At 69.9% G+C, this 23,608-nt stretch carries 25 protein-coding genes; 8 read left to right on the plus strand and 17 right to left on the minus strand.

The features are described 5' to 3' along the window. Positions 1 to 101 precede the first annotated feature (101 nt). The 5 genes from BLU79_RS04355 to mshD all read right to left on the minus strand — a co-directional run bounded on the left by BLU79_RS04355 (position 102) and on the right by mshD (position 4,320). A complete protein-coding gene (locus BLU79_RS04355; RefSeq protein WP_093904270.1) occupies positions 102 to 1,034 on the minus strand; it encodes a hypothetical protein in 933 nt (310 codons plus the stop codon). After that, on the minus strand, positions 1,031 to 2,035 hold the full coding sequence (locus tag BLU79_RS04360; RefSeq protein ID WP_093904271.1) for an ABC transporter permease: 1,005 nt from the start codon (positions 2,033 to 2,035) through the stop codon (positions 1,031 to 1,033). Before BLU79_RS04360 ends, BLU79_RS04355 begins: the two co-directional genes overlap by 4 nt. Next, positions 2,032 to 2,919: an ABC transporter ATP-binding protein gene (locus tag BLU79_RS04365; RefSeq protein WP_093904272.1), complete on the minus strand. Its 888-nt coding sequence runs from the start codon at positions 2,917 to 2,919 to the stop codon at positions 2,032 to 2,034. The genes BLU79_RS04360 and BLU79_RS04365 overlap by 4 nt, the downstream gene beginning before the upstream one ends. Next, positions 2,916 to 3,302, minus strand: a complete 387-nt coding sequence (locus tag BLU79_RS04370) for a GntR family transcriptional regulator (protein WP_093904869.1) — start codon at positions 3,300 to 3,302, stop codon at positions 2,916 to 2,918. Before BLU79_RS04370 ends, BLU79_RS04365 begins: the two co-directional genes overlap by 4 nt. 91 nt (positions 3,303 to 3,393) lie before the next feature. Next, the gene (gene mshD, locus BLU79_RS04375; RefSeq protein ID WP_093904273.1) at positions 3,394 to 4,320 is read right to left on the minus strand and encodes a mycothiol synthase; all 927 of its coding nucleotides are present in this window, start codon (positions 4,318 to 4,320) and stop codon (positions 3,394 to 3,396) included. A 154-nt stretch (positions 4,321 to 4,474) separates the two neighbouring features. Between mshD and BLU79_RS04380 the strand changes: the two genes are divergently transcribed. The 4 genes from BLU79_RS04380 (at position 4,475) to BLU79_RS04390 (ending at position 9,971) form a co-directional block, all read left to right on the plus strand. Beyond that, on the plus strand, positions 4,475 to 6,292 hold the full coding sequence (locus tag BLU79_RS04380; RefSeq protein WP_093904274.1) for a bifunctional metallophosphatase/5'-nucleotidase: 1,818 nt from the start codon (positions 4,475 to 4,477) through the stop codon (positions 6,290 to 6,292). 97 nt (positions 6,293 to 6,389) lie between these two features. After that, positions 6,390 to 7,640, plus strand: a complete 1,251-nt coding sequence (locus BLU79_RS04385) for an LmeA family phospholipid-binding protein (RefSeq protein WP_093904275.1) — start codon at positions 6,390 to 6,392, stop codon at positions 7,638 to 7,640. A 344-nt stretch (positions 7,641 to 7,984) separates the two neighbouring features. Further along, the gene (locus tag BLU79_RS48800; protein WP_256333144.1) at positions 7,985 to 8,116 is read left to right on the plus strand and encodes a hypothetical protein; all 132 of its coding nucleotides are present in this window, start codon (positions 7,985 to 7,987) and stop codon (positions 8,114 to 8,116) included. 88 nt (positions 8,117 to 8,204) lie between these two features. Next, entirely contained in the window at positions 8,205 to 9,971 is a 1,767-nt protein-coding gene (locus BLU79_RS04390) for an ABC transporter ATP-binding protein (protein ID WP_093904276.1), read from the plus strand. 76 nt (positions 9,972 to 10,047) lie between these two features. Here the strand turns inward: BLU79_RS04390 and BLU79_RS04395 are convergent, their stop codons facing one another. After that, positions 10,048 to 10,821: a carbonic anhydrase gene (locus tag BLU79_RS04395; protein ID WP_093904277.1), complete on the minus strand. Its 774-nt coding sequence runs from the start codon at positions 10,819 to 10,821 to the stop codon at positions 10,048 to 10,050. Positions 10,822 to 11,084: 263 nt separating this feature from the next. On the opposite strand from BLU79_RS04395, the gene BLU79_RS04400 reads away from it, so the two are divergent. Then, complete coding sequence (locus tag BLU79_RS04400) at positions 11,085 to 11,456, plus strand: hypothetical protein (protein WP_093904278.1); 372 nt, start codon at positions 11,085 to 11,087, stop codon at positions 11,454 to 11,456. A gap of 74 nt (positions 11,457 to 11,530) precedes the next feature. Here the strand turns inward: BLU79_RS04400 and BLU79_RS04405 are convergent, their stop codons facing one another. The 5 genes from BLU79_RS04405 to BLU79_RS04425 form a co-directional block, all read right to left on the minus strand. Next, a complete protein-coding gene (locus BLU79_RS04405) occupies positions 11,531 to 13,609 on the minus strand; it encodes a pectinesterase family protein (protein ID WP_093904279.1) in 2,079 nt (692 codons plus the stop codon). 99 nt (positions 13,610 to 13,708) lie between these two features. Beyond that, on the minus strand, positions 13,709 to 14,521 hold the full coding sequence (locus tag BLU79_RS04410) for a hypothetical protein (RefSeq protein ID WP_256333145.1): 813 nt from the start codon (positions 14,519 to 14,521) through the stop codon (positions 13,709 to 13,711). Positions 14,522 to 14,982: 461 nt separating this feature from the next. Continuing rightward, positions 14,983 to 15,222: a hypothetical protein gene (locus tag BLU79_RS04415; RefSeq protein WP_093904281.1), complete on the minus strand. Its 240-nt coding sequence runs from the start codon at positions 15,220 to 15,222 to the stop codon at positions 14,983 to 14,985. Then, on the minus strand, positions 15,219 to 15,545 hold the full coding sequence (locus BLU79_RS04420; protein ID WP_093904282.1) for a DUF6247 family protein: 327 nt from the start codon (positions 15,543 to 15,545) through the stop codon (positions 15,219 to 15,221). The genes BLU79_RS04415 and BLU79_RS04420 overlap by 4 nt, the downstream gene beginning before the upstream one ends. A gap of 92 nt (positions 15,546 to 15,637) precedes the next feature. Next, a complete protein-coding gene (locus BLU79_RS04425) occupies positions 15,638 to 15,931 on the minus strand; it encodes a hypothetical protein (protein WP_093904283.1) in 294 nt (97 codons plus the stop codon). A 453-nt stretch (positions 15,932 to 16,384) separates the two neighbouring features. Between BLU79_RS04425 and BLU79_RS04430 the strand changes: the two genes are divergently transcribed. After that, positions 16,385 to 17,209 carry a helix-turn-helix domain-containing protein gene (locus BLU79_RS04430; RefSeq protein WP_177000862.1) on the plus strand — a complete coding sequence of 275 codons (825 nt, stop codon included), beginning with the start codon at positions 16,385 to 16,387 and terminating at the stop codon, positions 17,207 to 17,209. Beyond that, the gene (locus BLU79_RS04435) at positions 17,206 to 17,406 is read left to right on the plus strand and encodes a DUF397 domain-containing protein (protein ID WP_093904284.1); all 201 of its coding nucleotides are present in this window, start codon (positions 17,206 to 17,208) and stop codon (positions 17,404 to 17,406) included. Before BLU79_RS04430 ends, BLU79_RS04435 begins: the two co-directional genes overlap by 4 nt. On the opposite strand, the gene BLU79_RS04440 is transcribed toward BLU79_RS04435, so the two are convergent. Further along, the gene (locus BLU79_RS04440; RefSeq protein WP_143052454.1) at positions 17,396 to 17,953 is read right to left on the minus strand and encodes a hypothetical protein; all 558 of its coding nucleotides are present in this window, start codon (positions 17,951 to 17,953) and stop codon (positions 17,396 to 17,398) included. The two genes, BLU79_RS04435 and BLU79_RS04440, sit on opposite strands and share 11 nt — an antisense overlap. A 343-nt stretch (positions 17,954 to 18,296) precedes the next feature. Between BLU79_RS04440 and BLU79_RS04445 the strand changes: the two genes are divergently transcribed. Beyond that, positions 18,297 to 19,487 (plus strand): alpha/beta hydrolase family protein, encoded by a 1,191-nt coding sequence (locus BLU79_RS04445; RefSeq protein WP_256333146.1) that lies wholly within the window; start codon positions 18,297 to 18,299, stop codon positions 19,485 to 19,487. A 59-nt stretch (positions 19,488 to 19,546) separates the two neighbouring features. Here the strand turns inward: BLU79_RS04445 and BLU79_RS04450 are convergent, their stop codons facing one another. The 5 genes from BLU79_RS04450 to BLU79_RS04470 all read right to left on the minus strand — a co-directional run bounded on the left by BLU79_RS04450 (position 19,547) and on the right by BLU79_RS04470 (position 23,596). Next, entirely contained in the window at positions 19,547 to 19,840 is a 294-nt protein-coding gene (locus tag BLU79_RS04450; protein ID WP_177000863.1) for a hypothetical protein, read from the minus strand. A gap of 128 nt (positions 19,841 to 19,968) precedes the next feature. Next, positions 19,969 to 21,468: a sensor histidine kinase gene (locus tag BLU79_RS04455; protein ID WP_093904286.1), complete on the minus strand. Its 1,500-nt coding sequence runs from the start codon at positions 21,466 to 21,468 to the stop codon at positions 19,969 to 19,971. Beyond that, positions 21,465 to 22,202, minus strand: a complete 738-nt coding sequence (locus tag BLU79_RS04460) for a response regulator transcription factor (RefSeq protein ID WP_093904287.1) — start codon at positions 22,200 to 22,202, stop codon at positions 21,465 to 21,467. Before BLU79_RS04460 ends, BLU79_RS04455 begins: the two co-directional genes overlap by 4 nt. A gap of 85 nt (positions 22,203 to 22,287) precedes the next feature. Continuing rightward, positions 22,288 to 22,485 (minus strand): hypothetical protein, encoded by a 198-nt coding sequence (locus BLU79_RS04465; protein ID WP_093904288.1) that lies wholly within the window; start codon positions 22,483 to 22,485, stop codon positions 22,288 to 22,290. Between the two features lie 43 nt (positions 22,486 to 22,528). Then, a complete protein-coding gene (locus BLU79_RS04470) occupies positions 22,529 to 23,596 on the minus strand; it encodes a S1C family serine protease (RefSeq protein ID WP_177000864.1) in 1,068 nt (355 codons plus the stop codon). Between the last annotated feature and the right edge of the window lie 12 nt (positions 23,597 to 23,608).

Here is a 23,608-nt window from a genome sequence, read left to right on the forward strand (position 1 = left end):
GTCTACATACCGGGACGGTTGCCCCCGCACACGTCTGAGCCGCACGTCCCTCCCCCCGTGGAGGGACGTGCGGCTGGTTCTTGGGGACGTCCGGCTGGTCCTTATGGGGTGCGGCGGCGCAGCACCGCGAAGGCGGCGAGGGTCGCGGCGGCGGCCACGGTGAGGACGATGCCGGTCTCGACGTACTGGAGCGGCCAGAAGTGGGCCCCGGGGTGGAAGGTGACCTCGACGGTCGTGACGCCCCCCTCGCCGGTCGAGGCCCAGGCCACCGACCAGGCGGAGCGACCCGGATCGAGGCCTTCGGGCCCGGTGCGGGTGACCTTCGGCCACAGGTCCTCGCGGTAGCGCTCCAGCAGGTTGTAGAGGAGCAGCGCGGCGGCCAGGCCCACCCCGGCGGCGGGCAGTGCCCGGCCCAGCAGCAGTCCGGCGAGCGCGCCGAGGGCGAGGCCGGCCAGGACGTAGCCGATGGCCGCCGGGCCGGTGCCGACGAAGACGTCGGGGCCGTACCAGTCCCCGCTCACATTGGGATCGCCGTCCGTCCGGGCCCAGCGGTTCAGCAGTACGACGGCCCCGGTGCCGGCGGCGAGCAGGAGCGCCGGGACGGCGAGCTTGGCGGCCAGCCAGCGGGCCGGGCCGACCGACTGGGTCCAGGCGAGCCGTGCGGTGCCGTTCTCCAGTTCCCGCGCGATGAGGGCACCGCCCGCCCAGGCGGCCACGGGGAAGATCGCGTAGGACAGGGCCGTGGTCAGCAGGGCGATGCCGTCGGAGTAGTAGTCGTCGGCGGTGATCGCCTCGATCGAGGCGCAGGAGGGGTAGCCGTCTTCAGCGACCGGCTCGGAGCACGGGACGTAGGCCCGGCGGGCCTCCTCCGCGATGGCGTGCAGCCAGATCAGGCCCGCCGTCGCGGCGGCCAGGGCGAGTCCCCAGAAGGCCAGGGCCGTGCGGTGCACCCGCAGGACGGCCCAGACCAGGCCGCGCGGCCCGCGCGGGGTGCGGTCGGCCGGGGCGCTCGTGGCGGTGAGGGTGGCGGTCATACGGCGGCTCCGGTACGGCGCTTCAGCAGCTGGAAGGCGATCAGGACCGCCAGGGCCGCGACGGCGAGGACGATGCCCGTCTCGGCGAGTTGCAGGGGCCAGAAGTGGGAGGAGGGGTGGTGGTCGCGGTAGAAGCCGACGATGTCGTCTGCGGCGAGGCACTTGGCGTCGTCCTCGGCGCAGAGGGGGTCCGGGACGCGGGCGCCGGTGGAGGTGAGGGCGCCCTCGTCGAGGACCATGCCGGTGTACGTCGGGTAGTCGCCCTTGTGCGTGAGCGTCTCGACCGGCCACAGATGCGGGCGCAGCGAGCCGATGGCCTGCCGGAGGAGCAGCAGGCCGACGACCGCCGTGCCGAGCGCGGGCAGGGTACGGCGCTGGAGCAGGCCCGCGAGGACACCGACGGCTAGGCCGAGGAGGGCGTAGGCGGTGGCGAGGGTCCCGTTGGCCACGAAGGTGTTGCCCTCGAACCACTCGCGCGAGCTCGCCGCGAGGCGCAGCGGAGCGTCCGTCGACCACAGCAAGCGGTGCAGCAGCGTGAGCACGAGCGTGCCGGAGACGAGCAGGGCGGCCGGGACGGCCAGCTTGGCGGCCAGCCAGCGGACCGGCGAGACGGACTGCGTCCACGCCAACTGCGCGGTACCGCTCTCCAGTTCACGCCCGATGAGGGCCGCGCCCGCCCAGGCGGCGGCGAGCAGCGGCGTGAGGTTCAGGAGCCCGGCGCCGACGCCGACGGCCGTGTCGTACATGCTGTAGGCGGGGCCCGGGGCATCGCAGCCCAGGCTGGGGTCGTTCGTGTCGCAGTGCAGATTGCGGTACTCGGTCCAGGCGGCGTCCGAGCCCGGACCGTAGGCCCACAGCAGCACCCCCGCGCCCACGGCCACCAGCAGCACCCAGAACCACAGCGCCCATTGGTGCACCCGCAGCATCGCCCACACCAGCCCACGCGGCCCGCGCACGGGCGCGACGGCGGTGGACGTCTCGACGGTCACCTCGGCGGTCATACGGCGACCTCCGGCGCCGGATCGAGGGTGAGGGCCGGCGCCCCGGGGGCGCGCAGGTGGGCGAGGACCAGCTCTTCCAGGGTCGGGACGGTGGCCTGCCAGCCGTCGCCGAGAGGGCCCTCGGGCCGTACGAGTGCGGTGAGTTGACGTCCCGTCGTGCGGGACTCGATCACGCTGTGCGGGTCCAGGGAGGCGTCGGCGCGGCCGGTGACGAGGCGGTGCGCGGCGAGCAGGTCGTCCAGCGGGCCGGCGAGGCGGACGCGGCCGGCGCCGAGCAGCAGGAGGTGGTCGCAGGCGCCCTCCAGCTCGGCCACGACGTGCGAGGACATGACAACCGTAGTGCCGTGTTCGGCGGCGTCGGCCATGAGCGCGGCCATCAGCTGGTGCCGGGCGAGCGGGTCGAGGTCGGCCATCGGCTCGTCCAGGAGCAGCACTTCGGGGCGCTTGCCCAGGGCGAGGGCGAGCGCGACGCGGGTGCGCTGGCCGCCGGAGAGCGTACGGATCTTGGCGTCCGGTTCGAGGTCGCCCTCGGCGACGATCCGCCCGGCGACCCGGTCGTCCCAGCGGCGGGGGTTCAGCTCGCGGCCGAAGCGCAGGGTGTCGGCGACGGTGAGCTGCGGGTGCAGGGGCTTGTCCTGGGCGACGTACGCGATCCGCTCGCGGGCGGCCGTCGGGGCCTGGCCGAGGACGGTGATCGTGCCGTCGGTGGGGCGCAGCAGGCCGGCGGCGAGGGAGAGCAGGGTCGACTTGCCCGCGCCGTTCGGTCCGACGAGGGCACAGATCCGTCCGGCCGGGAGCCGGAAGACGCAGCCGTCCAGCGCCTGCTTGCGGCGCCGTCCGAACGTCTTGCTCAGCGCGCCCGCCTCGATGGCGGTCTCGGTCATGAGTCGTCCCCCTTGAAGTGCTTTTCCAGTACGGCGGTGAAGAGAGCGTCCACGTCGTCGCGGTCCAGCCCGGCCTCACGGGCCCGCATGGCCCACGCGTCCAGTTCGGTGTGCAGCGGCGAGTCGGCCGGGGCGGCGCCCAGCGATCGCCGGACGAAGGTGCCGAGCCCTCGCCGCGCCTCGACCAGGCCCTCGCGTTCCAGTTCGCGGTAGGCCTTGAGGACGGTGTTGGGATTGATGGCGGTGGCCTCGACGACCTCACGGGCCGTCGGCAGCTTGTCGCCGGGCTCCAACAGGCCCAGACGCAGGGCCTGTTTGGTCTGCTGGACGATCTGCACGTAGGTGGCGACGCCGGAGCGCCGGTCGATGCGGTACTCGACCATCCGTTCCACCACCCTTTCACTAATTGAGTAGTGAAAGGGTGGTGCAAAAGAAGGGGCGGCGTCAAGCTCGCCGCCCCTTACAGGAGTGATGTCAGGTTTCCGTGCGGTACATCAGGTCGGTCTCGTACGTCACGAACCCCAACCGCTCGTACACCGACACCGCCGCCTTGTTGTCGGCGTCGACGTACAGCATCGCCGTCGGCAGTCCCTGGGCCGCCAGGTGCCGCAGGCCGACCGTCGTCAGGGCCTTGCCGAGGCCGCCGCCCTGCGCGCCGGGCCGCACACCGAGGACGTACACCTCGCCGAGGCCCTCCTCGGCGTGGACCTTCGTCCAGTGGAAGCCGATGAGCTCGCCGGCCCGTTCCGCCAGGAAGAACCCGGCCGGGTCGAACCATGGTTCGGCCTTGCGGTCGTCGAGGTCGCGCTGGGTGAGGGAGCCCTGCTCGGGGTGGTGGGCGAAGGCGGCGGCGTTCACGGCGAGCCAGGCCGTGTCGTCCTGGCCGGGCACGAAGGTGCGGACCGTGACGCCCTCGGGGAGCACCGGGTCCGGCAGGTTCAGGTCCGCCAGCGAGCGGCGCATCTGGCGCAGCTCGCGGAAGAGGGTGAGGCCGAGCACCTGGGAGAGATGGCGGGCGGCGGCGTGGCCGCCGTGGGCCCACACCCGCAGTCGCTTGCCGGACGCGGCGAGGAGGGCCGAGCCCAGCGCGCGGCCGTGACCGTGGCCGCGGTGCGCGGGGTGGACGACCAGCTCGGCGGCCGGGGCCTCGACCGGGTCGGTGTCCTCCAGCTGGGCGTAGCCGACGAGTTCGTCGGCGACGGTCAGCAGCAGGTGCGAGACGCCCTCGCGCTCTCCCCCGCGCAGCTGGAGCCGGCCCTGCTCGGACACCGCCTGCTGCCCGTCGTTCCGGGCGGCCTCCGCCAGCAGCTCCAGTACGGCATCGGTCTGCTCGTCGGAGAGCGCGGAGTAGGTCTCGATGGCGCGGGAGGGGAGGGGGCGTGCGGTGTCGTCGCTGGTCATGCGTACGAGGGTAAAGGGAGCGCCCGACAATGTGGCGGCAAAGGGGCGGGCAAAGGGAAACCAGAAAGTAACCATGAACCCCCTGTCGCGCTACGCGCGTTGACTTTAGGCTGCGCCCGACGGGGCCATGTCACTTTCGACCCAAGGGGGGCGTATGCCAGCCGAGTCCCAGGCGGCGCACCAGCGCCGTAGACGCCGTACTCACCTTCTCCTCGCCGGGGTGGCCGGTCTCGCCACCGCCGGTGCGCTGGCCGCGGCGCTCCCCGCGACGGCGTCGGCGGAGAGCTCCCAGAAGCACGGCGGCGGCCACCAGTTCAGCCGCTACCAGGACGTCCAACTGCTGTCGTTCAACGACCTGCACGGCAACCTGGAGCCGCCGGCCGGCTCCTCCGGCCGGGTCACCGAGCTGCAGGCGGACGGCACGACGAAGACCATCGACGCGGGCGGCGTGGAGTACCTCGCCACCCATCTGCGCGAGGCCCGCGAGGGCAACAAGTACTCCATCACCGCGGCCGGCGGCGACATGGTCGGCGCCTCCCCGCTGATCTCGGGCCTCTTCCACGACGAGCCCACCATCGAGGCGCTGAACAAGCTCGACCTGGACGTCACCTCGGTCGGCAACCACGAGTTCGACGAGGGCGCCAAGGAACTGGCCCGCCTCCAGAAGGGCGGCTGCCACCCGACGGCCGGCTGCTACACGGACGAGGAGTTCGAGGGCGCCGACTTCCCGTACCTCGCCGCGAACGTCCTCGACGAGAAGACCGGCAAGCCGATCCTCAAGCCCTACTGGGTGTGGAAGAAGAAGGACGTCAAGGTCGGCTTCATCGGCGTGACCCTGGAGGACACCCCCGGTGTCGTCTCGGCGGACGGCGTCAAGGGCCTGAAGTTCAAGGACGAGGTCGAGACGATCAACAAGTACGCCAAGGTGCTCCAGCGCCAGGGCGTGAAGTCGATCGTCGCCCTGATCCACGAGGGCGGGCTGCCCGCCTCCGGGTCGTACAACTACAACTGCGACTCGCCGGGTGCCGGTGACGGCATCTCCGGCCCGATCGTCGACATCGCGAAGAACATCACGCCGCAGGTGGACGCGCTGGTCACCGGCCACACCCACGCCGCCTACGTCTGCACGATCCCCGACCCGGCCGGCAAGCCGCGCATGGTCACCTCGGCCGCGTCCTTCGGCCGCCTCTACACCGACACGACGCTGACGTACGACCGCTTCACCGGCGACATCGCCCGTACGTCCGTGAAGTCGGCGAACCACGTGGTCACCCGGACCGTGGCCAAGGCGCCCGACATGACCGAGCTGATCAGCAAGTGGAACACCCTCGCGGCGCCCATCGGCAACCGCGCGATCGGCTACATCTCCGCCGACATCTCCAACACCGGCACCGAGTCCCCGATCGGCGACCTGATAGCCGACGCGCAGCTCGCGCACGGCAAGGAGCTGGACCCGGAGACGGACCTGGCGCTGATGAACCCGGGCGGCGTCCGGGCACCGCTGACCTACGCGGCCAAGGGCGCCGAGGGCGACGGTGTGGTGACGTACGCCGAGGGCTTCACCGTGCAGCCGTTCTCCAACACCGTGAACCTCCAGGACTTCACCGGCGCGCAGCTGATCCAGGTGCTCAAGGAGCAGGTCAGCGGCACGAACGCGGCGGCGCCGAAGGTTCTGCAGCCCTCGTCGGGCCTGACGTACACGCTGGACCTGACGAAGTCGGGCGCCGACCGGGTGGTCACGGACTCGATCAAGCTGAACGGTGAGGCCATCAACCCGACGGCCACCTACCGCGTCGCCACCAACAGCTTCCTCGCGGGCGGCGGCGACGGCTTCCCGACGCTGGGCCAGGGCACGAACGACCTGGTCGGCTCGGACGACCTGACGGCGCTGGAGAAGTACCTGACGGCCAACTCCTCGGCGGCGAGCCCGATCGCGCCGCCGGCGGCCAACCGGATCACGGTCGTGCAGTAGGTCGGTTCGCACAGTAGGACGTGAACTGACGTGAACTAGATCGCATACCTCCGGTTGCGGTTGCGGGTGGGGGGCGTGCGCATGGTCGGATGGGCCGATGCGTTCCCCCCACCACATAACGACGCATCCCTATACGAACCCGTACGAAGAGCTCGGCAGACTGGACGACGGTCCGCCGGACGCCGGTCCACAGGACCTCGGTCCGCTGGACGAGTTCTTCCGCGAGGACGTACCGGACGAGCGTGAAGAGGCGGAGGCCCAGGACGATCCCTGGGCCCCGCCCAACCACCGCCGCAACGGCCGACGCCGTCGACGCGGCCGTTTCGCGGGGCTTCCCCTCGCGCTGAAGGCGGTCGTCGGCCTCGTCGTCCTGGCCGCCTTCCTCAGCCTCGCCGACCGCTGGGCTCTGCTGTACACCGAGCGCAGAGCGGCGGCCACTCTGAAGGACCGCCTCGATCTGGCCGCGGCCCCCGAGGTGGAGATCGACGGCTTCCCCTTCCTCACCCAACTCGCCGACGAGCGGCTGGACTCGGTGAAGGTCACCGTCCCCGACGTGGCCGCCGACCGGGTCTCGCTGGCCCAGGTGACGGCGACGGCGAGAGGCGTACGACTGGACACCGACGGCCCGACGTCGGTGCGCGGCGCCGACGTCCCCCAGCTGGAGGGCGACGTCCTGCTCTCCTTCGCGGACCTGAACCGTGAACTCGGCGCGTCCCAGGTCACGTTCACCGGAGAGGGCCACGACCGGGTCCGGGCGCGCGGCACGTTGCCCGTCGCCGGCCATGACCTCCGGCTCCGTGCCGAGGCCCGCATCGTGCGCGAGGGCGACCGCGGCATCGCGACGCACATCGGCGGCATGCGCCTGGACATCGGGGAGCTGGCCACGTACCGCCCCGGAGCCCGCGCCTCGGAGGGCCTGCACCTGAGCCGGCAGTCGGTGGCCCGCCTCGCCCGCGAGACCCGCAAGGCGAAGGCGCTGCTGTCGGTGCCGTCGGTCGTACGGCGGCTCGGGGTCCCCGACTCCGTCGTGCGCGAAGCGCTGCGCAACGAGTCCAAGCTCACCGATCTGACCGGCACCCCGCGCTTCGCCCACCGCGCGATGAAGCTCAACCTCATCGACCTGGCCCTGGAACACCCCGAGCTGCTCAAGCTCCTCGGCTTCGATCCCGCCCTTCTCGACGCCCTGCCCCGCCTCACCCGCCCGGTCCTCGCCGACCAGTTGTCCCTGGGCTTCCGGCTGCCCGAGCCGCCGAGCGGGCAGCTGCGGCTGCGGGACGTGCGGGTGGAGGAGGACGGGATCAGGGTGCGTCTTGAGGGGACGGGGCTGGCGGTCGGGCGCTCCGGCTGATGCCCGTAATAAATCCTGTGTGAATTGTGGTTCGGTTCCCGGGATTCTCTGAAAATCGATCTCAGGCTCAATTCATCGAGGTCTCAGCGGAATCGGCTTTTTCCGGCTCCGGTGTCCCGTAATGTTTTCCATGTCGAAAGCGAACGACGCGAAAGCAAAGAAGGAGAGCCTCATGAGCTTCCACAAGATCGCCCCGGTGAAGAAGGCCCGCAAGACCGCCGCCCCGGCGCCCAAGAAGAAGGCCGTCAAGAAGGCTGCTCCGAAGCGTCGACCCGTGGGTCATCGGGACTGACAAAGAATTCACCTAAGTAAATCCAAGCAATTCACAGGAAAGGGAAACCTTCATGAGCTTCCACAAGATCGCCCCCGTCAAGAAGAACAACTGCAAGCCCGGCGCCCCGGCCAAGAAGGCCGCCAAGCCGGCGCCGAAGAAGGCCGCCGCCCCGAAGCGCCGCCCGATCGCGCCCCAGGGCTGACGCAGACCGACGAGGCGGGGTCACCGGAGCGCTCGTGCTCCGGGGCCCCGCCTCGGTCATGTCCGCAGGGTTCGCAAGGGAGTGGAGCATGAGGGAAGTGCGTACGGCCTTCCGGCGGTTCTGGCCGCTGACGCGGGGCGACCGCAAGTGGCTGCTGATGATCGTGGCCTGCGTCGTCGTCGCCGCGCTGGCCGAGACCGCCTCGATCCTGCTGTTCGCGGAGCTCACCGACACCGCGCTGCAGGCCGGTTCGCTGTCCGCCTTCTGGGGGCCGGCGGCGGCCTGGCTGGGCGTCGCCGTGCTGGGCGCGGTCGTCGGGTATCTCGGCAACTCGCTCGCCACCTGGACCGCCGAGAGATTCGTGCTGCGGCTGCGCGCGAAGGTCTTCGGGCATGTCCAGGGCCTGCCGCCGCACTTCTTCCAGAAGCACCGGCAGGGGGATCTGGTCGAGCGGCTCACCGGTGACGTCGAGGCCATCGAGCAGATGGTCGTGTCGGGCGTGGTCGGCACCGTCTCCGCCGCCTTCTCGGCGGTCTTCTACTCGGCCGCCGCCCTGTACCTCCGCTGGGACCTCGCCCTGGTCACCTTCGTCCTGGCGCCCCTGTTCCTGCTGGCCGCCCGCCGCTTCGGCGGCCGTATCCGCACCGCCTCCCAGGACGAACGGGCGGCCGACGGCGCGATCACGTCGGTGGTCGAGGAGTCGTTGGGCAACGTGGTGTTGACCCAGGCCTACAACCGCCGCCGCGACGAGGAGAAGCGGCTCGACCGCGAGGCGCGGGCCTGGATGAAGGCGTCCGTGCGCGGGGCGCGGCTGAGCGAGATGTACGAGCAGCTCGTCGAGGTCGTCGAGACGGTGTGCGTGCTCGCGGTGATCGGCCTCGGCGTGTGGGAGATCTCGGCGGGCCGTATGACCCTGGGCCAACTCCTCGCCTTCGCCGCCTTCATCGGCTACCTCTACCCGCCGGTCCGCAGCCTCGGCCAGCTCGGCCTCACCCTCACCGCCGCCACGGCCGGCGCCCAGCGCCTGGGCGAGATCCTGGACGCCGAGCCGGCCGTCACGGACCCCGTCCGCCCGGTCCCCGCATGGCCGGTGCGCGGCTGGGTCGGCTTCCACGGGGTGTCCTTCCGCTACCCCGGAGCCGCCGGCCAGTCCCTGAGCGACGTGACGTTCACGGCCGGACCCGGCGAGCTGGTGATCGTCACGGGCGCGAGCGGCGCGGGCAAGTCGACGACGTCCAAGCTGCTCACCCGCTTCTACGACCCGTCGGCGGGCGTGATCACCCTGGACGGCGTGCCGCTCACGGACATGCGGCTGGACTTCCTGCGCGAGAACGTCGCCCTGCTCCCCCAGGAGACCCTGATCCTCAACGGCACCATCCGCGAGAACATCGACTGCGGCCGCCCCGGCGCGAGCGACGAGGACATCGAGCGTGCGGCGCGTGCGGCGGCGGCCCACGACTTCATCGCCGCGCTCCCCGAGGGCTACGACACCCACATCGCCCCCGGCACGGCCGCACTCTCCGGCGGCCAGCTGAAGCGGATCACCATCGCCCGCGCGATGCTGCGCTCCGCCCCCGTCCTCCTCCTCGACGAACCGACCGCCGGCCTCGACTCGGTGGCCGCCCGCCAGGTCGTACAGCCCTTGCGACGACTGATGTCGGGCCGTACGACGATCCTGATCACCCACGACCTGAGCCTGGCCCCGGACGCGGACCGGGTGCTGGTCGTGAACGAGGGCCGACTGGTGGAGGCGGGCACACACGCGGAGTTGGTGGCGCGGGGAGGGACGTATGCGCGGCTGGCGGGGCCGACGGTGGGGGCGTGGGCGGAGGAGACGTTGGTGCTGAGGCGGTGAGGGCGGGGTTCACCTCGGTATGCCCGGCGGCTTCCACTGAGCCGCCGGGCATACCGGGTGCTGTCGCGCGTGGGTGTCAGGCGACGCGGTGGACGCGCTGCGTGTCCAGTTCGTAGCGGGCGCCGACGATGGCCAGTTCGCCGGAGGTCACCTTCGCGGCGAGGTCCGGTTCGGCGGCGAGGCGGGCGCGGACGGCCCGTACGTTGGCGTCGATGGTGGAGTCGACGCGGGCGTCGCCCTCCTGGGTGCGGTCTATGTTCGGCGCTATCTGGTCGGCGATGTACTGGATGTGCGCCGGCAGCCGCTCACCGGACTCGTCCGCCGCGACGGCCGCCTTCACGGCGCCGCACGACTGGTGGCCGAGCACCAGGACCAGCGGGATGTCCAGTTCGAGCACACCGTAGGCGACGCTGCCGAGTACGGCCTCGTCCAGGACCTCGCCGGCGGAGCGCACGGTCATCAGGTCGCCGAGGCCCTGGTCGAAGACCAGCTCCGGCGGCACCCGGGAGTCGATGCAGCCGAGGACGAGGGCGAAGGGGTGCTGACTCGAGATCAGGCTCTGCCGCACGGCGGGCGACTCGTCGGGGTGCCGCTCACGGAAGGTGCGCCAGCGCTGGTTGCCCGCGGCCAGCTCACGCAGGGCTTCCGCGGGGGTGCCGGGGCGGCGACGGGAGGTGGGGGTGGCGGGTGCGGCGGAGGCGGTGGCCGTGCCGAGGGCGGCGGTGGTCCCGAGCGCTGCGGCCCCGGTCAGCCCGGCCCGCAGGAGTGCGCGGCGGGCGAGCGAGGGGAGAGCGAACCGCTGGTGAGCGGCGCTGGCCGGCTGTGAGCCGGCAGATCTGTCGGAGTTCACGGGGTGGAACGTACGCTCGAAACTTCAAATAAACGTTCGCGTTGCTGAATCATGGACGGGAGCGGGGAAGTCATGATCGATCGTTGGACTGCTCTTGGTGTTTCGCGGAGCTTTCGATGACCCTGCTCTTCCCGAGCCGTGAAGCGGGCCGTGCAGTGGGCAGTGAATCGGGCAGTGAATCGGGCAGTGAATCGGGCCGTGAAGCTCCGAACACCCTCAACTCTCTTGTCGCCCGTGGGGCGTTGTCCCGATCCTGATGAACCATGGAGATCGCATTCAAGGCGTCGTTCGTGCTCGCCACGGCCGTCGAGGTCGTCCTGGTCGCCGTACTGGTGCTTCAGCTCTGGCGCCGGCAGCGCCACGCGAGCACACGGCCTCTGGTGGTCACCTACGGTGATGTGCTGACCGGCGCTGCGCTGTTCGGCGGCACGATGACGGTTACGGCGTTGTTCGCTCGCGGGTGGGACAGCGCGTCGAGCGCGGACACGCTGCTGTACGCGGTGACCTTCGGCATCGTCACAGCCGGACTGGCGACCTACCTGCGCCGAGGGGACGGAGCGCGGTCCGCGTACCGGCACCTCGCCCAGCTGCTCCCCGTCGGGTTCGGTGTACTGGCGGGTCTGGCCGCTGGCTGATCGGTGTCTGATCGCGGTGGGGCCGGGCGCAGTAGTCGTCGAGCGTCTGCGCCCGGCCCTAGGGACACGGCCCCTCAGGAAGCCGTAGGCGTCCAGTTCCCCAGCCAGTCCGCGACCTCCTGCCCGGTCGCCTGGGCGTCGGTCAGCTGAGGCCGGTTGGAGCTCGCGGAACCCGCGCCCGCGCCGGTGTTCTTGTACTCGGCGAAGCGGTCGTCCTTCCAGGGGAAGCCGCCCATGTCCGACCAGGGGGTGGACTTGATCGCGGCGCTCAGGCTCGTCTCCCGCACCGTGGTCTGGGGGTCGACGGTCGTGTCGCCGCCGGGGTGCCAGTTACGGCCGAGGAAGAAACTGCCGTTGCTCACATCGCCGTTGACGGTCGAGTGGGTGATGAGGATGCCCTTGCGGTTGCCCTCGGTGCTCGGTGCGGTGACGTATCCGGCGGACGAGCCGTCCCAGCGCTTGCGCAGCGTGATGACGGACCGGTCGATGACGGCGGTGCCTCGGCCGAAGATGAAGTCGACATTGCCGAGGATGTAGGAGTTCTTGACGTAGACCCGGCCGAGGGTGCCCTTGGCGGCGGTCTCCATCTCCAGGGTGTCCTGGTCGCCGGTGACGATGAGGCCGTCGAGGAACACCTTGTCGGCCATGGTGAGCAGGGCCACGGCCTGGTGGCCGGAGAGCGACTGGTTGGCGCCCTCGTTGAAGTCGTTGGTGACGCTGAGGTTGCGCAGCTGGGTGTCGTCGGCCTTGACGCTGAGGGTGGCGCTGCCGGGCGTCCCGTACGTCCCCGAGCCGTCGGGCTTGGTCATGCCGGCGGCGTGTCCCTCGACGATGACGGTGTCCTTGCGGCTGGCGCCGGTCCCGACGATGGTCACGTGCGGCTTGTTCGCCGGCACGGTCACCGCCTCGCGGTACGTGCCCGGCTTCACCTGGATGACGACGCGTGAGGGGTTGTTCGCCGGTACGGCGTTGATGGCGGCCTGCACGGTCGAGTACTGCCCGGAGCCGTCCTTGGCGACGGTGAGGGTGGTGGCTGCGGCCTTGGTCGTCGACGTCGACGAGGCCGTCGTGCCGATGGAACTCCGCGGCCCCACACCGGACTTGAGGAGCGAGGGCACGTCCGCCGTCTTGTCGAGCGTGTAGCTGTAGTACGCCTTCGGGTCGAAGGCCGTACCGCCACTCTCGTTGCGCCCGCTCGTGCCCACGAAGGTGTTGCCCTTCTGGACGATGCTCGCGGTGCTGTCCTTGGTGACGGGGTTGTTCATGCCCTGGAAGTAGGAGTTCTCCAGGACCATGGCCGTCCTGCCGCGCGAGTAGTTGCCGTACGACGACTTGATGTCCGTCCCGGCCGCGTCCTCCAGGAAGTTGTTGTAGAGGTGCGCGTGGGCGGCGTTGTCGGTGGACGGGTTGCGCTGCTCGGTCTCGCGGAACCAGTTGTGGTGGACCGTGATGTCCGTCTTGACGTTGTCGGTCCAGCCGATGCCGAAGGTCTTGTTGTTCTGGCTCAGCTTGTTCCAGGAGACGGTCACGTTCGTGCTGTCCTTGCGGACGTCGATGAGCCCGTCGGCCATGTGCCGCAGATCGTTGTGATCGATCCACACGTGGTGCGCGCCGTCCATCTGGATGGCGTCGAAGTCGTGGTCCTTGTCGTTCCAGACGCCCTGGTACGAGTCCCGGATGGTCAGGTTCCGGATGATCACGTTGTGCACGCCGGAGCCGAGGAAGAAGCCGCCGCCGACGATGTGCCCGGACGTCCCGGACCCGACGATGGTCTTGTCCGACTGGACCTTGATCTCCTTGCCCACCGGGTTCATGTTGATGGTCCCGGCGACGACGATGACGTACGGCTCGGCGGCGGTCGCGTACTTCTCCAGATCGGCCTGCGTCTTCACGGTGACGATCTGGCCGTCCCGCCCGCCATAAGTCCCGTTCTGTCCAAGGGAGTTGACGGAGGCGAACCCATCGGCGGTGGCGGTCGCCCAGGCGGGGGCGGCGGTGGTCGCGGCGGAGGCCTGCTGCTGGGAGTCCGCGCCGAGGAGACCGAGGTCCGTGCCGTAGGCCAGGGTCCCGGCGGCGGTCAGGGCCAGGGGCACCCCGACCGCCAGGGCCTTGCGGCTCCTACGGTGACGGGGCTTGCTGTGCTGCTCACTCATACGGCGATCCGTTCCGTGCGGGGGGATGATCCGGGGATCAGTCGCCGCCCCGCACGGAAAGGTTGCCGCCCTGAGGGCACCTACCAGTGCCCTACTGGCCTACTGGGTGCAGGTGTTGGGGTCCAGCTTCTCCTCGATCTTGTCCTCGCGGCCGTCGGGCTGGCCGTTGGGGAGGATCTTGTCGGAGGTGCCGTCGATGTAGTAACCGTACGAGTAGATCGTCTTCCAACTGGCGTCCCGGCCACGCCAGGTGTGCGTGGTGACGTCGCCGTCGCCCTTGTTCCACTGGTAGTCCTCGATCTGGAACACCGGGTTCACGCGCACCACGCGCTGGTACGGCGTCCAGGTCACGGCCACCTGCCGGCACGGCGGGATGGTCTTCTCGCTGCGGGTCTCGAACCGGGACTCCTTCTCCCAGCCCCACTCGTACCCGGCGCTGCCGCCCACGCTGCCGGAGAAGATGCTCTTGGCGAGGGAGAGGCTGATCGTTCCGCCGACGCTCTTCTTGGCGAACGTCTTGGTGCTGTAGCTGCTGACGAAGGTCTCCTTGTCGTCCGCCGAGCCCCGGTTGCCGATCCACCGGGAGGTGCGGATCGGCTCGCCCTTGATGGACCAGGTCGAGGCCTCGGCGTACCCGCACCAGCCGCGGAACAGCTCCCACGGCCCGGCGGGCTTCCACAGCCCGAAGACGTCCCGCAGGTACTCGTCCCGGGTCTTGAACTCGCCGGTGTCGACGTTGAGGGCGCCGTAGACGCCGGTCAGGCTCGTCTCCTGGTTGCAGAGCCGCTCGATCATCAGGTCGGTGTTACCGGGGTCGACGCCCCGGACGTTCTGCGCGCCACCGGGGCCGGCCGCCTGCGAGGAACCGGCGCCCGCCATCACGCCGGATATGGCGAGGGCGGTTGCGGCCATGCTCAGGGCGCTCTTCTTGAGTGTCGATTTGCGAATGAGTCGCATGGGGGTTGGCTCACTCCTGTGGTCCGTGCACAGGTGCCGACCGGTACGGACGGGCACCTGTCTGACAGCCAGGAAGAGTTCCAGAGAACTGGTGGGTAGGGTCGGGATCAGGTGCGGATGACAGGTCATTGACAGGTGGGCGAGGATGTCTGTCGGCCTTTATCCCTCCTTGTCTTCACTGCTTCACACGAGTAACTCTGCCAACTCCGCCGGATCACCCGCGAGTTCGAGCCGCATGTCCATTTGCGGCCCTCCGCGTGCGAAATGGAGTCCATGACGGAGGCAGCGGCGGTTGTGGGCTGTGGGCTGTGGGGACGGTGGCCGTGGGTGCTGCCGTATGCGTTCGCGATCATGTTCCACGCCCGCGTTCGCGGCGCCGCATCGCTACTCTCTGGTGTCCGTGGGCCTCGGGATGATCAGAGGGCTACCAAGTCGACGACGTTGATCACGACGTGACGGTTGGACACGACGTACGTGATGAACCCGCCTTGGAACGCTGCTGACCAGCTGTTGTCCCGATTGCTGATCGCGGGCGGGCCGAACGGGTTGAGGCTGAGCCGCTTCTCCAGCTCCTCCAGCGATGCGCGCTGGGGCGCGCCCAGCGCCCGCTTTCGCTGAGCCGCTCGGTCGGCATACCTGATCGCATAGGCGCTCACCCACACCTGCCCGCGTCGATGGGCCGATTGTCGGCGTCGTAGGCGTTCCCGTCCTCGTCGCGGAAGACCATGCCTTCGGTGTCGCCCTCGGTCACCCGCTTGACCGTCTGCTCCACCTCGTCCAGATAGCCGGGCGTGGCACAGGCGCAGGCGAAGGGGAGCCACTTGTCGGTCACGGCGTCGAGCGCTGCCTGATCGAAGTCGGCCGCCGCACTGAGCCAGTCCTGCTCGAAGGCCTGCAGCCAGTCGGGGCGGCGTTGCAGGGCCGCGCGAATCGCCTCGGGGGTTCTCTCGCAGGAGTTCGGATCCACCTCGTGGGACATGATCGGTTCCTCTTCTCCGGCTGGGGTGAGACGTGGGGGCCGGAGGTCCACGGTAGAACGCGAGAGGCGTCTGGTGGCGGTGGACGGGCGTGTCACCTCTCACCCGCCTCGATGCGCTCACCACGGCTGACCGCGATGCGGAGTGCGTCCTCCAGGGACTCCGTGGCACGCGTGAGCGCGAAGCGTACGGCGCGCTCGCCGGCCTTGGTGTCGGTGAGGACCGCCCTGGCACCGGCGAGTACCTGTTCGCCCGAGTGCGGTTGGGCCGCCTCCATGTCGTCGGCGAGTCGGGAGAGCCTGCTGTGGTCGCAGTCGGCGCTGAGGTAGCAGGGTTTGCCGTCGGGGGTGGTCCAGGGGAGGAGGCGGAGTTCGTCGGGGAAGCTCATGCGGAGACCTCCTCTCCGAGGGTGCGGCGCGGGCCGGCGTCGAGGCCGTAGGCGACGGCTCAGGCGGCACGGCGGCGCTGCAGGATGCGTTCGCGCTCGCAGCGGCATGGGGGGACGGGGGCGGAGTGGCGGGGCCGTGGGGCCAACTGGCGGGTGATGAGCGGGGGTTGGGGCGGGGCTGCTCGGTGTCGTCCGTCGCTGGGAAGTAGTACACGTACGAGTGCGATCAGTAGCGATTTCATGAGTCCGGCGGTACGTTCGCGCATGTCGGCGCTCCTTGGGTTTCAGCGTCGGCCACGCCCCCGGGTCGACGTGCATCGACTGCGGGGGTTTTGGCATGGCAGGGGTCTGACGAGCGGTGATTACCGTTCGTGCCCTGATCGTCACAGGTGCGGCGTACGCTGCGGAAGGGGTTCGGTGTTGTCTGGCGCGCAGGCAACGGTGAGGGGTGACGTGAGCGAGAAGGTTGACGCGGAACCGGTTTCCGGGCGGGCGATGCTGGGGCAAACGCTGAGGGTTCTGCGGGAGAAGGCCGGGAAGTCGTTGGGGCAGTTGGCCGATGAGACCGGGTACGAGAAGAGCTATCTGAGTCGGCTGGAGTCCGGGGATCGGCTGTCCAAGGTGACGGTCATGGAGGACCTTGACGGGTACTACGGCACCGGTGACCTGCTGTTAAGCCACTGGAAGGCGGCTCGGCTGGACGCTTTCAAGGACCAGTACAAGCGGTTCATGGAGCTGGAGGCGACGGCACGGATCATGTGGAAGTTCACACTGGGGATTCCCGGGCTTCTGCAGACCGAGGATTTCGCTCGGGGGGTGTTGTCTGGGGCCCAGACAACGGCCGACGGCGACGAGATCGTCGAGGAGCTGGTGGTGGCACGGCTCGGGCGGCAGTACCTGTTGCGGCAGAAGCCGGAGCCCGAGGTCCGGATCATCATGGACGAGTTCGCGCTCCGACGTCCCGCTGTCCGGGGCAAGACCTGGCACGATCAGCTGCTTCACGTTGAGGCCGCCTCGCTGTGGCCCAACGTGACGCTCCAAGTACTGCCGTTCTCGGCGGGAGCGCACCACCATATGAACGGGTCGTTGACGCTGCTCTGGCAGAGAGACGGAAGTGCCGTTGCCTACAAGGAAGGCAACGGCTGCAGCCGGTTGATCGAGGATCCGGACGAAGTCCTTCGGCAGCGTTTGTCCTACGATCGGCTCCGCGATCTGGCGCTGTCCCCGTCCGACTCGCTGGCGATCATCAGGGATGCACTGGAGGAGCACAGGTCATGACGCGAACCCCCGATCTCAGCACCGCCGTGTGGCGCAAGTCGAGCTACAGCGAAGGGGGAGACAACGACTGCGTCGAGGTCGCCGACGGCTACCCCGGCATAGTCCCGGTCCGGGACAGCAAGGTCCCGGACGACGGCCAAGTACTCGTTCTCGGCGCGACCTCGTGGACGTCCTTCCTCACCGGCGTCAAGAACTAGGCGCCGCCCTCGCATCGTCGTCCGTCGCCGCCGCGCTGCGGTTCTGCCGGCTCAGATGAACCGCGTGGAGCAGCGTGCCGACCGCTGCGGCGCCGCTCAGCAGAGAGCCGAACGCCGTGATCAGCGAGCCGGCGCCGTCGCCACCGCCGCCCGCAGGCACCGCGACGACGGTCTGGGTCACGATGGTCACCGGGGTCGGGAGTTCGCTCGGGCCGGTGGTCGCGTTGATGGGCCCGCTCGGCTCGGTCGGAATCGGGCTCACGCCGCCGGTCGGTTCCTCGGTCCCTCCACCGGTCGGCTCGGGGGTTCCTCCCTGGCCGGGATCGCTCGGTTCCGGGATCGTCCCCTCGGTGTCGCCGGGATCGTCGGACGTCTCCGGAGGCCGCGTCGTGTACCAACTGGTCGACCCGCCGCCTCCCGACCGAGGCCCGTCATCCGACCCCGATCCCGACGCCACCGCCAGGACGAGGAGCGAGACCGCGCCGGCCGTGAACGCGAGACTCAGCGTGATCCACAATGCGATTCTCGGCAGCGAATTCTTCGACATGGCTCCCCCTCGCATCAAGCGTAGGGGGAAACGACCGGGAAGTGGATCTCCTTCCCGGCCGCTTTGGTGAGCAACTGCGCCAAGCAGGCCTCGAATTGGAGACGAGGGCGACGAGGGCGCCGTCACGCAGCGAACGGGGGGCTGGCACCAGGGACCCCGGGGGGCCCGCACCAGTGCGTCTGGGTTTGCAACAAGTGAGGCTGAACTGGCCCTCGTCGAACCTCGCTTGGAGGAAAGCATGGTGACTTCCGCCCCACCGTTGTCGCGTCGCAGGACCCTGATCCGCACCGGTCTGCGAGCAGGAGCGGCAGCCGTCTGCTGCGGCCTGTTGCTGAGCGGGCCGGTGCCCGCCGCCGCGTCCGCCGCGCATGTCCAGGCGCCGGCGCAGCACGAGGAGCGTGGTAGGGGAACGCTGGTCTCTGCCGAGAAGCTGTACACGCTCGCAACCCCGCAGGAGGTGGCAGACGAGCTGGGCGATGCAGGGTTCGGAGACGGTGCCGTCCGGCACGGCGTTGTCGCATACCGGCTGGTCTACCGGACCGTCGATCCGCATGGACAGCTCACCACGGCGAGCGGGCTGTTGGCGCTGCCGCTCGACAGCGAGCGACGGTTACACGCGGTTTCCTTCGCGCACGGCACTGGCAGTCACAAGGATGATTCCCCGTCCATGCAGCGCGCCGCTTTCGTGTCGGCGCCCGTGATCGCGCATGCGTCGGCGGGTGCCGCGGGTGTCGCGCCCGACTATCTGGGCATGGGCAAGGGACCCGGTTTGCACCCCTGGATGGACATCGGCTCCGAGACCACGGCATCCCTGGACATGCTGCGCGCGGCCCGCGCCTTCGCGCTGCAAACCGGACATGTGCTGGAGCGGGAGGTCATGGTCACCGGCTTCTCGCAAGGAGCCTCGGCGGCACTGGGGCTCGGCCGGGCGCTGCAGGCGGGTGAGGACCGCTGGTTCAGGCTGGGCGCGCTGGCGCCGGTCAGCGGCGCATACGACTTCGGTGGGACGGAGTTGCCCGCCTTGCTCGAGGGCAGGCTGGAACCCAAGTCCAGTGTGCTGTACGCGGCCTACACCCTGGTGGCGTTCCAACGGCTCCACGACATCTACGACAGCCCCGGCGAGGTCTTCCGGGCCCCGTATGACAGCACCGTCGAGGCGCTCTTCGACGGCGCACACACGGGAGAACAGCTGATGCGGGGCACTCCCGACACTCTCGACGAACTGCTGACCGAGCACGGCCGCGAGCTGCTCGCACATCCGACGGGGCCGCTGGCAGCGGCACTGCGCACAACCGATGCCGTATGCACCGACTGGGCTCCCCGTGCCCCGGTCCGGCTCCATATGGCGACTGGGGACGAGCAGGCCGTCACCACCAACACGGAGCACTGCCGGGACGCTCTGCTCAGGAATGGCGTGGACGCCCCGGTCGTTGATCTTGGCGCCCTTGACTACCACGGATCCCGTCACCTGGGGTCCAACGTCGCGGTCACATCGGCGATCGTGCGCTGGTTCGGTGAGTTGCGCCGGCGATGACCGAAACGAGTCGTCGGAGATCGATGACGATGAGGGCGTCGTCCCGCCGTACCAGCGGTTCAGGCTGCGAGACGGGCCCGTCGCAGCAGCTTCAGCCAGTCCTCGAACTCCGCCAACTCGTTGTCGACCCGAGCGAGCCGTGCGTACTCGGCAGGAGCGGCCAGCCGCTCCAGGAAGAACGCCTCCAGCCCGGGCGCGAGCGACTCGAAGCGCTCCGCGTCGACCCACTCCCAGTGCTCGTCCGGGATGCCGAGGACGCCGCCGCCCGCGCGGTCGAGGAAGACCGCTGTGTCGCCGATCAACCCGATGCAGAACAGCTTCTCCGGGGACAGCTCCAGCGGGGAGTCGACCACCGGTCCGCAGTAGAGGCCCGAACCCGGGATCGTCCCGCCTGATCGCAACGGTGGTCGCCCTGCGGACGGCGCTGGCGGAGAGCCCGGACCTGCTCTCGTTCTCTGCGAGCACTCGGGGCCAGAACCGGCTACGCCGCTTCCGGCGCCTCCGGCGGCGGAGTAGCCGCCCCCGGCAGCCGTACCGTGGCCACCGTCCCCCCACCCTCCGCACGGGCCAGATCCACCTGTCCCCCCGCCTGCTCGACCGTACGGGCCACGATCGACAGGCCCAGCCCCGAGCCGGGCAGCGCTCGCGCACTCGGCGAACGCCAGAAGCGGTCGAAGACGTGCGGCAGTTCGTCGGCGGGGATGCCGGGGCCGTGGTCGCGGACGGTGAGGGTGCCGTCGGTGAGTTGCACGTCGATGGTGCCGCCCTCAGGGCTGAACTTCACCGCGTTGTCCAGGATGTTGACCACCGCGCGCTCCAGCGCCGCCGGTTCCGCGCGGACGTACCAGGGCTGGATGTCGGCGCTGATCGTCAGCTCGGGGCCGCGCAGCCGGGCGCGGCGCAGGGCCGACTCCACCGTGTCCTCCAGCGACACCACCTGAACGCGTTCGCCGCGCTGCCCCTCCGAGCGGGACAGTTCCTGCAAGTCGCCGATCAACGACGCCAGTTCGGTCATCTGCGCCTTCACCGAGGCCAGCAGCGCCTTGCGGTCGGCCTCCGGGATCGGGCGGCCCGTCTCCTCGCTGCGGGTGAGGAGTTCGATGTTGGTGCGGAGGGAGGTGAGGGGGGTGCGCAGTTCGTGGCCGGCGTCGGCGATGAGCTGTTGCTGCAGCTCGCGGGAGCTGGCCAGGGCGGAGGTCATGGAGTTGAAGGAGCGGGAGAGACGGGCCACCTCGTCCTCGCTCTCGTCCTCCACCGGGATACGGACGCTCAAGTCCTCGGTGCGGGCGACGTGTTCGACGGCTTCGGTGAGCTTGTCGACGGGGCGGAGGCCGGCGCGGGCCACTGCCAGGCCGGCGGCTCCGGCGCCGAGGACTCCGACACCAGAGACCAGGAGAAGGATCAGGGCGAGTTCGTTGAGGGTGGACTGGGTGTTCTTGAGAGGGACCGCTACGAGGAGCGCGGCGTTGGGGTACAGCTGAGGTGGGCTCACCGGGCCCTGGCTGACGACCAGAGGCGTGGTGAACACACGAACGGCATTGCCGTCCGTGTCCGTGCCGTTGCGGATGATCCCGTCGAGAGTGTTCCCACTGCTGCTGTCCGCGTCTTTGATCACGTTCTTGTCGGCGCTGGTGACCTTGACGGTGCCGGCCGAGGTGGAGGAGACGCACGGTGTCCCATCCGCCTTGACCAGTTGGATGTAGGTGCTCTGCGTCTGCAGGCCGGTGATGCCGGTCTGGAAGGTCTCGTCGGACTTGACGGTCTGGGGGCAGGCATTGAGGAGGTCCACGACCTGGCTGTATCGCTGCGGCTGCGACATCTTCCTGAGGTCGGCGTTCAGCTGCTCGTACAGCTTCCCCTGCACGATGAACCAGCAGGTGACCGACACCGCCGCCACCGCGAACGCCACTGCCGCCGCCACCAGCAGCGCCAGCCGTGACCGAATGGGCAGCGACCGGAACCGGCGTAGAGGCTTGCTCACTCCGCCCCACCCTGCCGCAGCACATACCCCACACCCCGCACCGTGTGCACGAGCCGCGGCTCACCACCGGCCTCGGTCTTGCGGCGCAGGTACATGACGTACACGTCCAGCGAGTTGGAGCTCGGCTCGAAGTCGAAGCCCCACACCGCCTTGAGGATCTGCTCCCGGGTCAGCACCTGGCGCGGGTGCGCCATGAACATCTCCAGCAGCGTGAACTCCGTACGGGTCAGCTCCACCGGCCGCCCACCCCGCGTGACCTCCCGCGTCGCGAGGTCCATGCGCAGGTCGGCGAAGGTCAGCGCCTCGTCGTCCTCCGCCGCGCCCGCACCGGCCGCCGCCGCGTAGGAGCTGCGCCGCAGCAGCGCGCGGACCCGGGCGAACAGCTCGTCCAGCTCGAACGGCTTGACCAGGTAGTCGTCCGCCCCGGCGTCCAGCCCGGTCACCCGGTCACCGACGGTGTCGCGGGCGGTCAGCATGAGGATCGGCGTCGTGTCACCGGAGCCGCGGATGCGGCGGGCGGCCGTGAGGCCGTCCATGCGGGGCATCTGGACGTCCAGGATCACCAGCTCGGGACGGTAGGCCGTCGCCTTCTCCAGGGCGTCGGCGCCGTCGACCGCGACCTCCGTGTCGTACCCCTCGAAGGCGAGGCTGCGCTGGAGTGCTTCGCGCACCGCCGGCTCGTCGTCGACGATCAGGATGCGCTGGGGGTCACGGTCGCCATCGGCGGGGCTCATGGGCTCGGGATCCTCGGGTGCGGTGGGACGGGGGCTGGTCGGAGGCTGGCTGAGCGGGCTTGAACGCTCTCAGCCTCGCACGTTCTCAGCCTCGTACGGTAAGGCGGCGGCTGCGGGCCGCGGCGGTCCGGCGGCCCGCGCTCAGGCGGGCGGTCGCCAGCTCCGGCGCCCGGGACGGGGCCGTCGAGGTGGTCGGCTTGTGCAGGGCGCCGGCGACCGCGAGGGCCAGGGCGAGGTCGGCGGGACCGACGCCGGTCGCGGTGTGCTCAACCTGCTGGATCATGACGTACCCCTTCAGTCTTGCCGGTCTTGGGAGTCTTGGGAGTTCAGCTCTGCGAACCCGACCGCAGCTTCGCCAGGTCGGCCTTGACGGTGTTGATCGGGATCGCGAAGCCGAGGCCCACGCTGCCCGCGTCGGACGAGCCCGAGCCGGAGGCCGAGTACATCGCCGAGTTGATGCCGATGATGTTGCCGTTCATGTCGATCAGCGCGCCGCCGGAGTTGCCGGGGTTCAGGGAGGCGTCCGTCTGTATCGCCTTGTACGTCGTCGTCGACGAACCGGTGTCGCCGTTGAACTCCTGGCCACCGAACTCGAACGGCCATCCGCCGCCGCCCTGCTGCTGTTGCTGCTGGCCCTGGCTCTCGTCCGTCGAGACGGTGACGTCCCGGTTGAGCGCGGACACGATGCCGCTGGTGACCGTGCCGGTCAGGCCCTCGGGCGAGCCGATCGCCACGACCTCGTCGCCGACCTGCACACCGGAGGAGTCGCCGAGGGTGGCCACCGTCAGCCCGGACGCGTTCTGCAGCTTGATCAGCGCGAGGTCCTTGCTGCTGTCGGTGCCGACGACCTCGGCGGTGTACTCCTTGCCGTCGCTCGTCGTCACCTTGATCTGCGAGGCGCCGGAGACGACGTGGTTGTTGGTGACGATCTCGCCGTCACTGGTGATGATCACGCCGGAGCCGGTGGACGACCCGGCGTTCGAGGTCGCGCTGATCTCGACGATGCTCGGGCTGACCGCCCTGGCGACCCCGGAGACCGTGCCCTTCTGGCTGGAGGGAACGACGTTCGTGCTGGTGGAGCTGGAGGAGGCGACGGTGTCGCTGCCGGTCAGCTCCTGGATGCCGTACGCCGTCCCGCCCCCGATCGCCGCGGCGACGATCGCCACGGCCGCGAGGAGAGCGACCGGACCGCGAGGCCGACGCCGCCGCGACTTCGGCGGCTGGGCCACGGGCTCGGTGAGGAGCGCGGTCGGGGCTCCGCCGCCCGCCTGCTCCGCCGTCGGCTGGTACGCCGGCGGGGGCGGCCACTCCGGGTTCACGGGGGAGGAAGCGTGCTGCTGGGCGCCCTGGTAGGGGTTCTCGTAGTCGCCGCTGCGGCGGAAGCTCTCGGTCATGGAAATGAGCAT

Origin of the sequence: Streptomyces sp. cf386, from assembly GCF_900103585.1 — a bacterium.
GTDB lineage: Bacteria > Actinomycetota > Actinomycetes > Streptomycetales > Streptomycetaceae > Streptomyces.

Coding starts and splice junctions, on each gene's coding strand:
- BLU79_RS04355 (WP_093904270.1), bottom strand. CDS start 1,034: ATGACCGCCACCCTCACCGCCACGAGCGCCCCGGCCGACCGCACCCCG.
- BLU79_RS04360 (WP_093904271.1), bottom strand. CDS start 2,035: ATGACCGCCGAGGTGACCGTCGAGACGTCCACCGCCGTCGCGCCCGTG.
- BLU79_RS04365 (WP_093904272.1), bottom strand. CDS start 2,919: ATGACCGAGACCGCCATCGAGGCGGGCGCGCTGAGCAAGACGTTCGGA.
- BLU79_RS04370 (WP_093904869.1), bottom strand. CDS start 3,302: ATGGTCGAGTACCGCATCGACCGGCGCTCCGGCGTCGCCACCTACGTG.
- mshD (WP_093904273.1), bottom strand. CDS start 4,320: ATGACCAGCGACGACACCGCACGCCCCCTCCCCTCCCGCGCCATCGAG.
- BLU79_RS04380 (WP_093904274.1), top strand. CDS start 4,475: ATGCCAGCCGAGTCCCAGGCGGCGCACCAGCGCCGTAGACGCCGTACT.
- BLU79_RS04385 (WP_093904275.1), top strand. CDS start 6,390: ATGCGTTCCCCCCACCACATAACGACGCATCCCTATACGAACCCGTAC.
- BLU79_RS48800 (WP_256333144.1), top strand. CDS start 7,985: ATGAGCTTCCACAAGATCGCCCCCGTCAAGAAGAACAACTGCAAGCCC.
- BLU79_RS04390 (WP_093904276.1), top strand. CDS start 8,205: ATGAGGGAAGTGCGTACGGCCTTCCGGCGGTTCTGGCCGCTGACGCGG.
- BLU79_RS04400 (WP_093904278.1), top strand. CDS start 11,085: ATGGAGATCGCATTCAAGGCGTCGTTCGTGCTCGCCACGGCCGTCGAG.
- BLU79_RS04405 (WP_093904279.1), bottom strand. CDS start 13,609: ATGAGTGAGCAGCACAGCAAGCCCCGTCACCGTAGGAGCCGCAAGGCC.
- BLU79_RS04410 (WP_256333145.1), bottom strand. CDS start 14,521: ATGGCCGCAACCGCCCTCGCCATATCCGGCGTGATGGCGGGCGCCGGT.
- BLU79_RS04420 (WP_093904282.1), bottom strand. CDS start 15,545: ATGTCCCACGAGGTGGATCCGAACTCCTGCGAGAGAACCCCCGAGGCG.
- BLU79_RS04425 (WP_093904283.1), bottom strand. CDS start 15,931: ATGAGCTTCCCCGACGAACTCCGCCTCCTCCCCTGGACCACCCCCGAC.
- BLU79_RS04435 (WP_093904284.1), top strand. CDS start 17,206: ATGACGCGAACCCCCGATCTCAGCACCGCCGTGTGGCGCAAGTCGAGC.
- BLU79_RS04440 (WP_143052454.1), bottom strand. CDS start 17,953: ATGTCGAAGAATTCGCTGCCGAGAATCGCATTGTGGATCACGCTGAGT.
- BLU79_RS04460 (WP_093904287.1), bottom strand. CDS start 22,202: ATGAGCCCCGCCGATGGCGACCGTGACCCCCAGCGCATCCTGATCGTC.
- BLU79_RS04465 (WP_093904288.1), bottom strand. CDS start 22,485: ATGATCCAGCAGGTTGAGCACACCGCGACCGGCGTCGGTCCCGCCGAC.
- BLU79_RS04470 (WP_177000864.1), bottom strand. CDS start 23,596: ATGACCGAGAGCTTCCGCCGCAGCGGCGACTACGAGAACCCCTACCAG.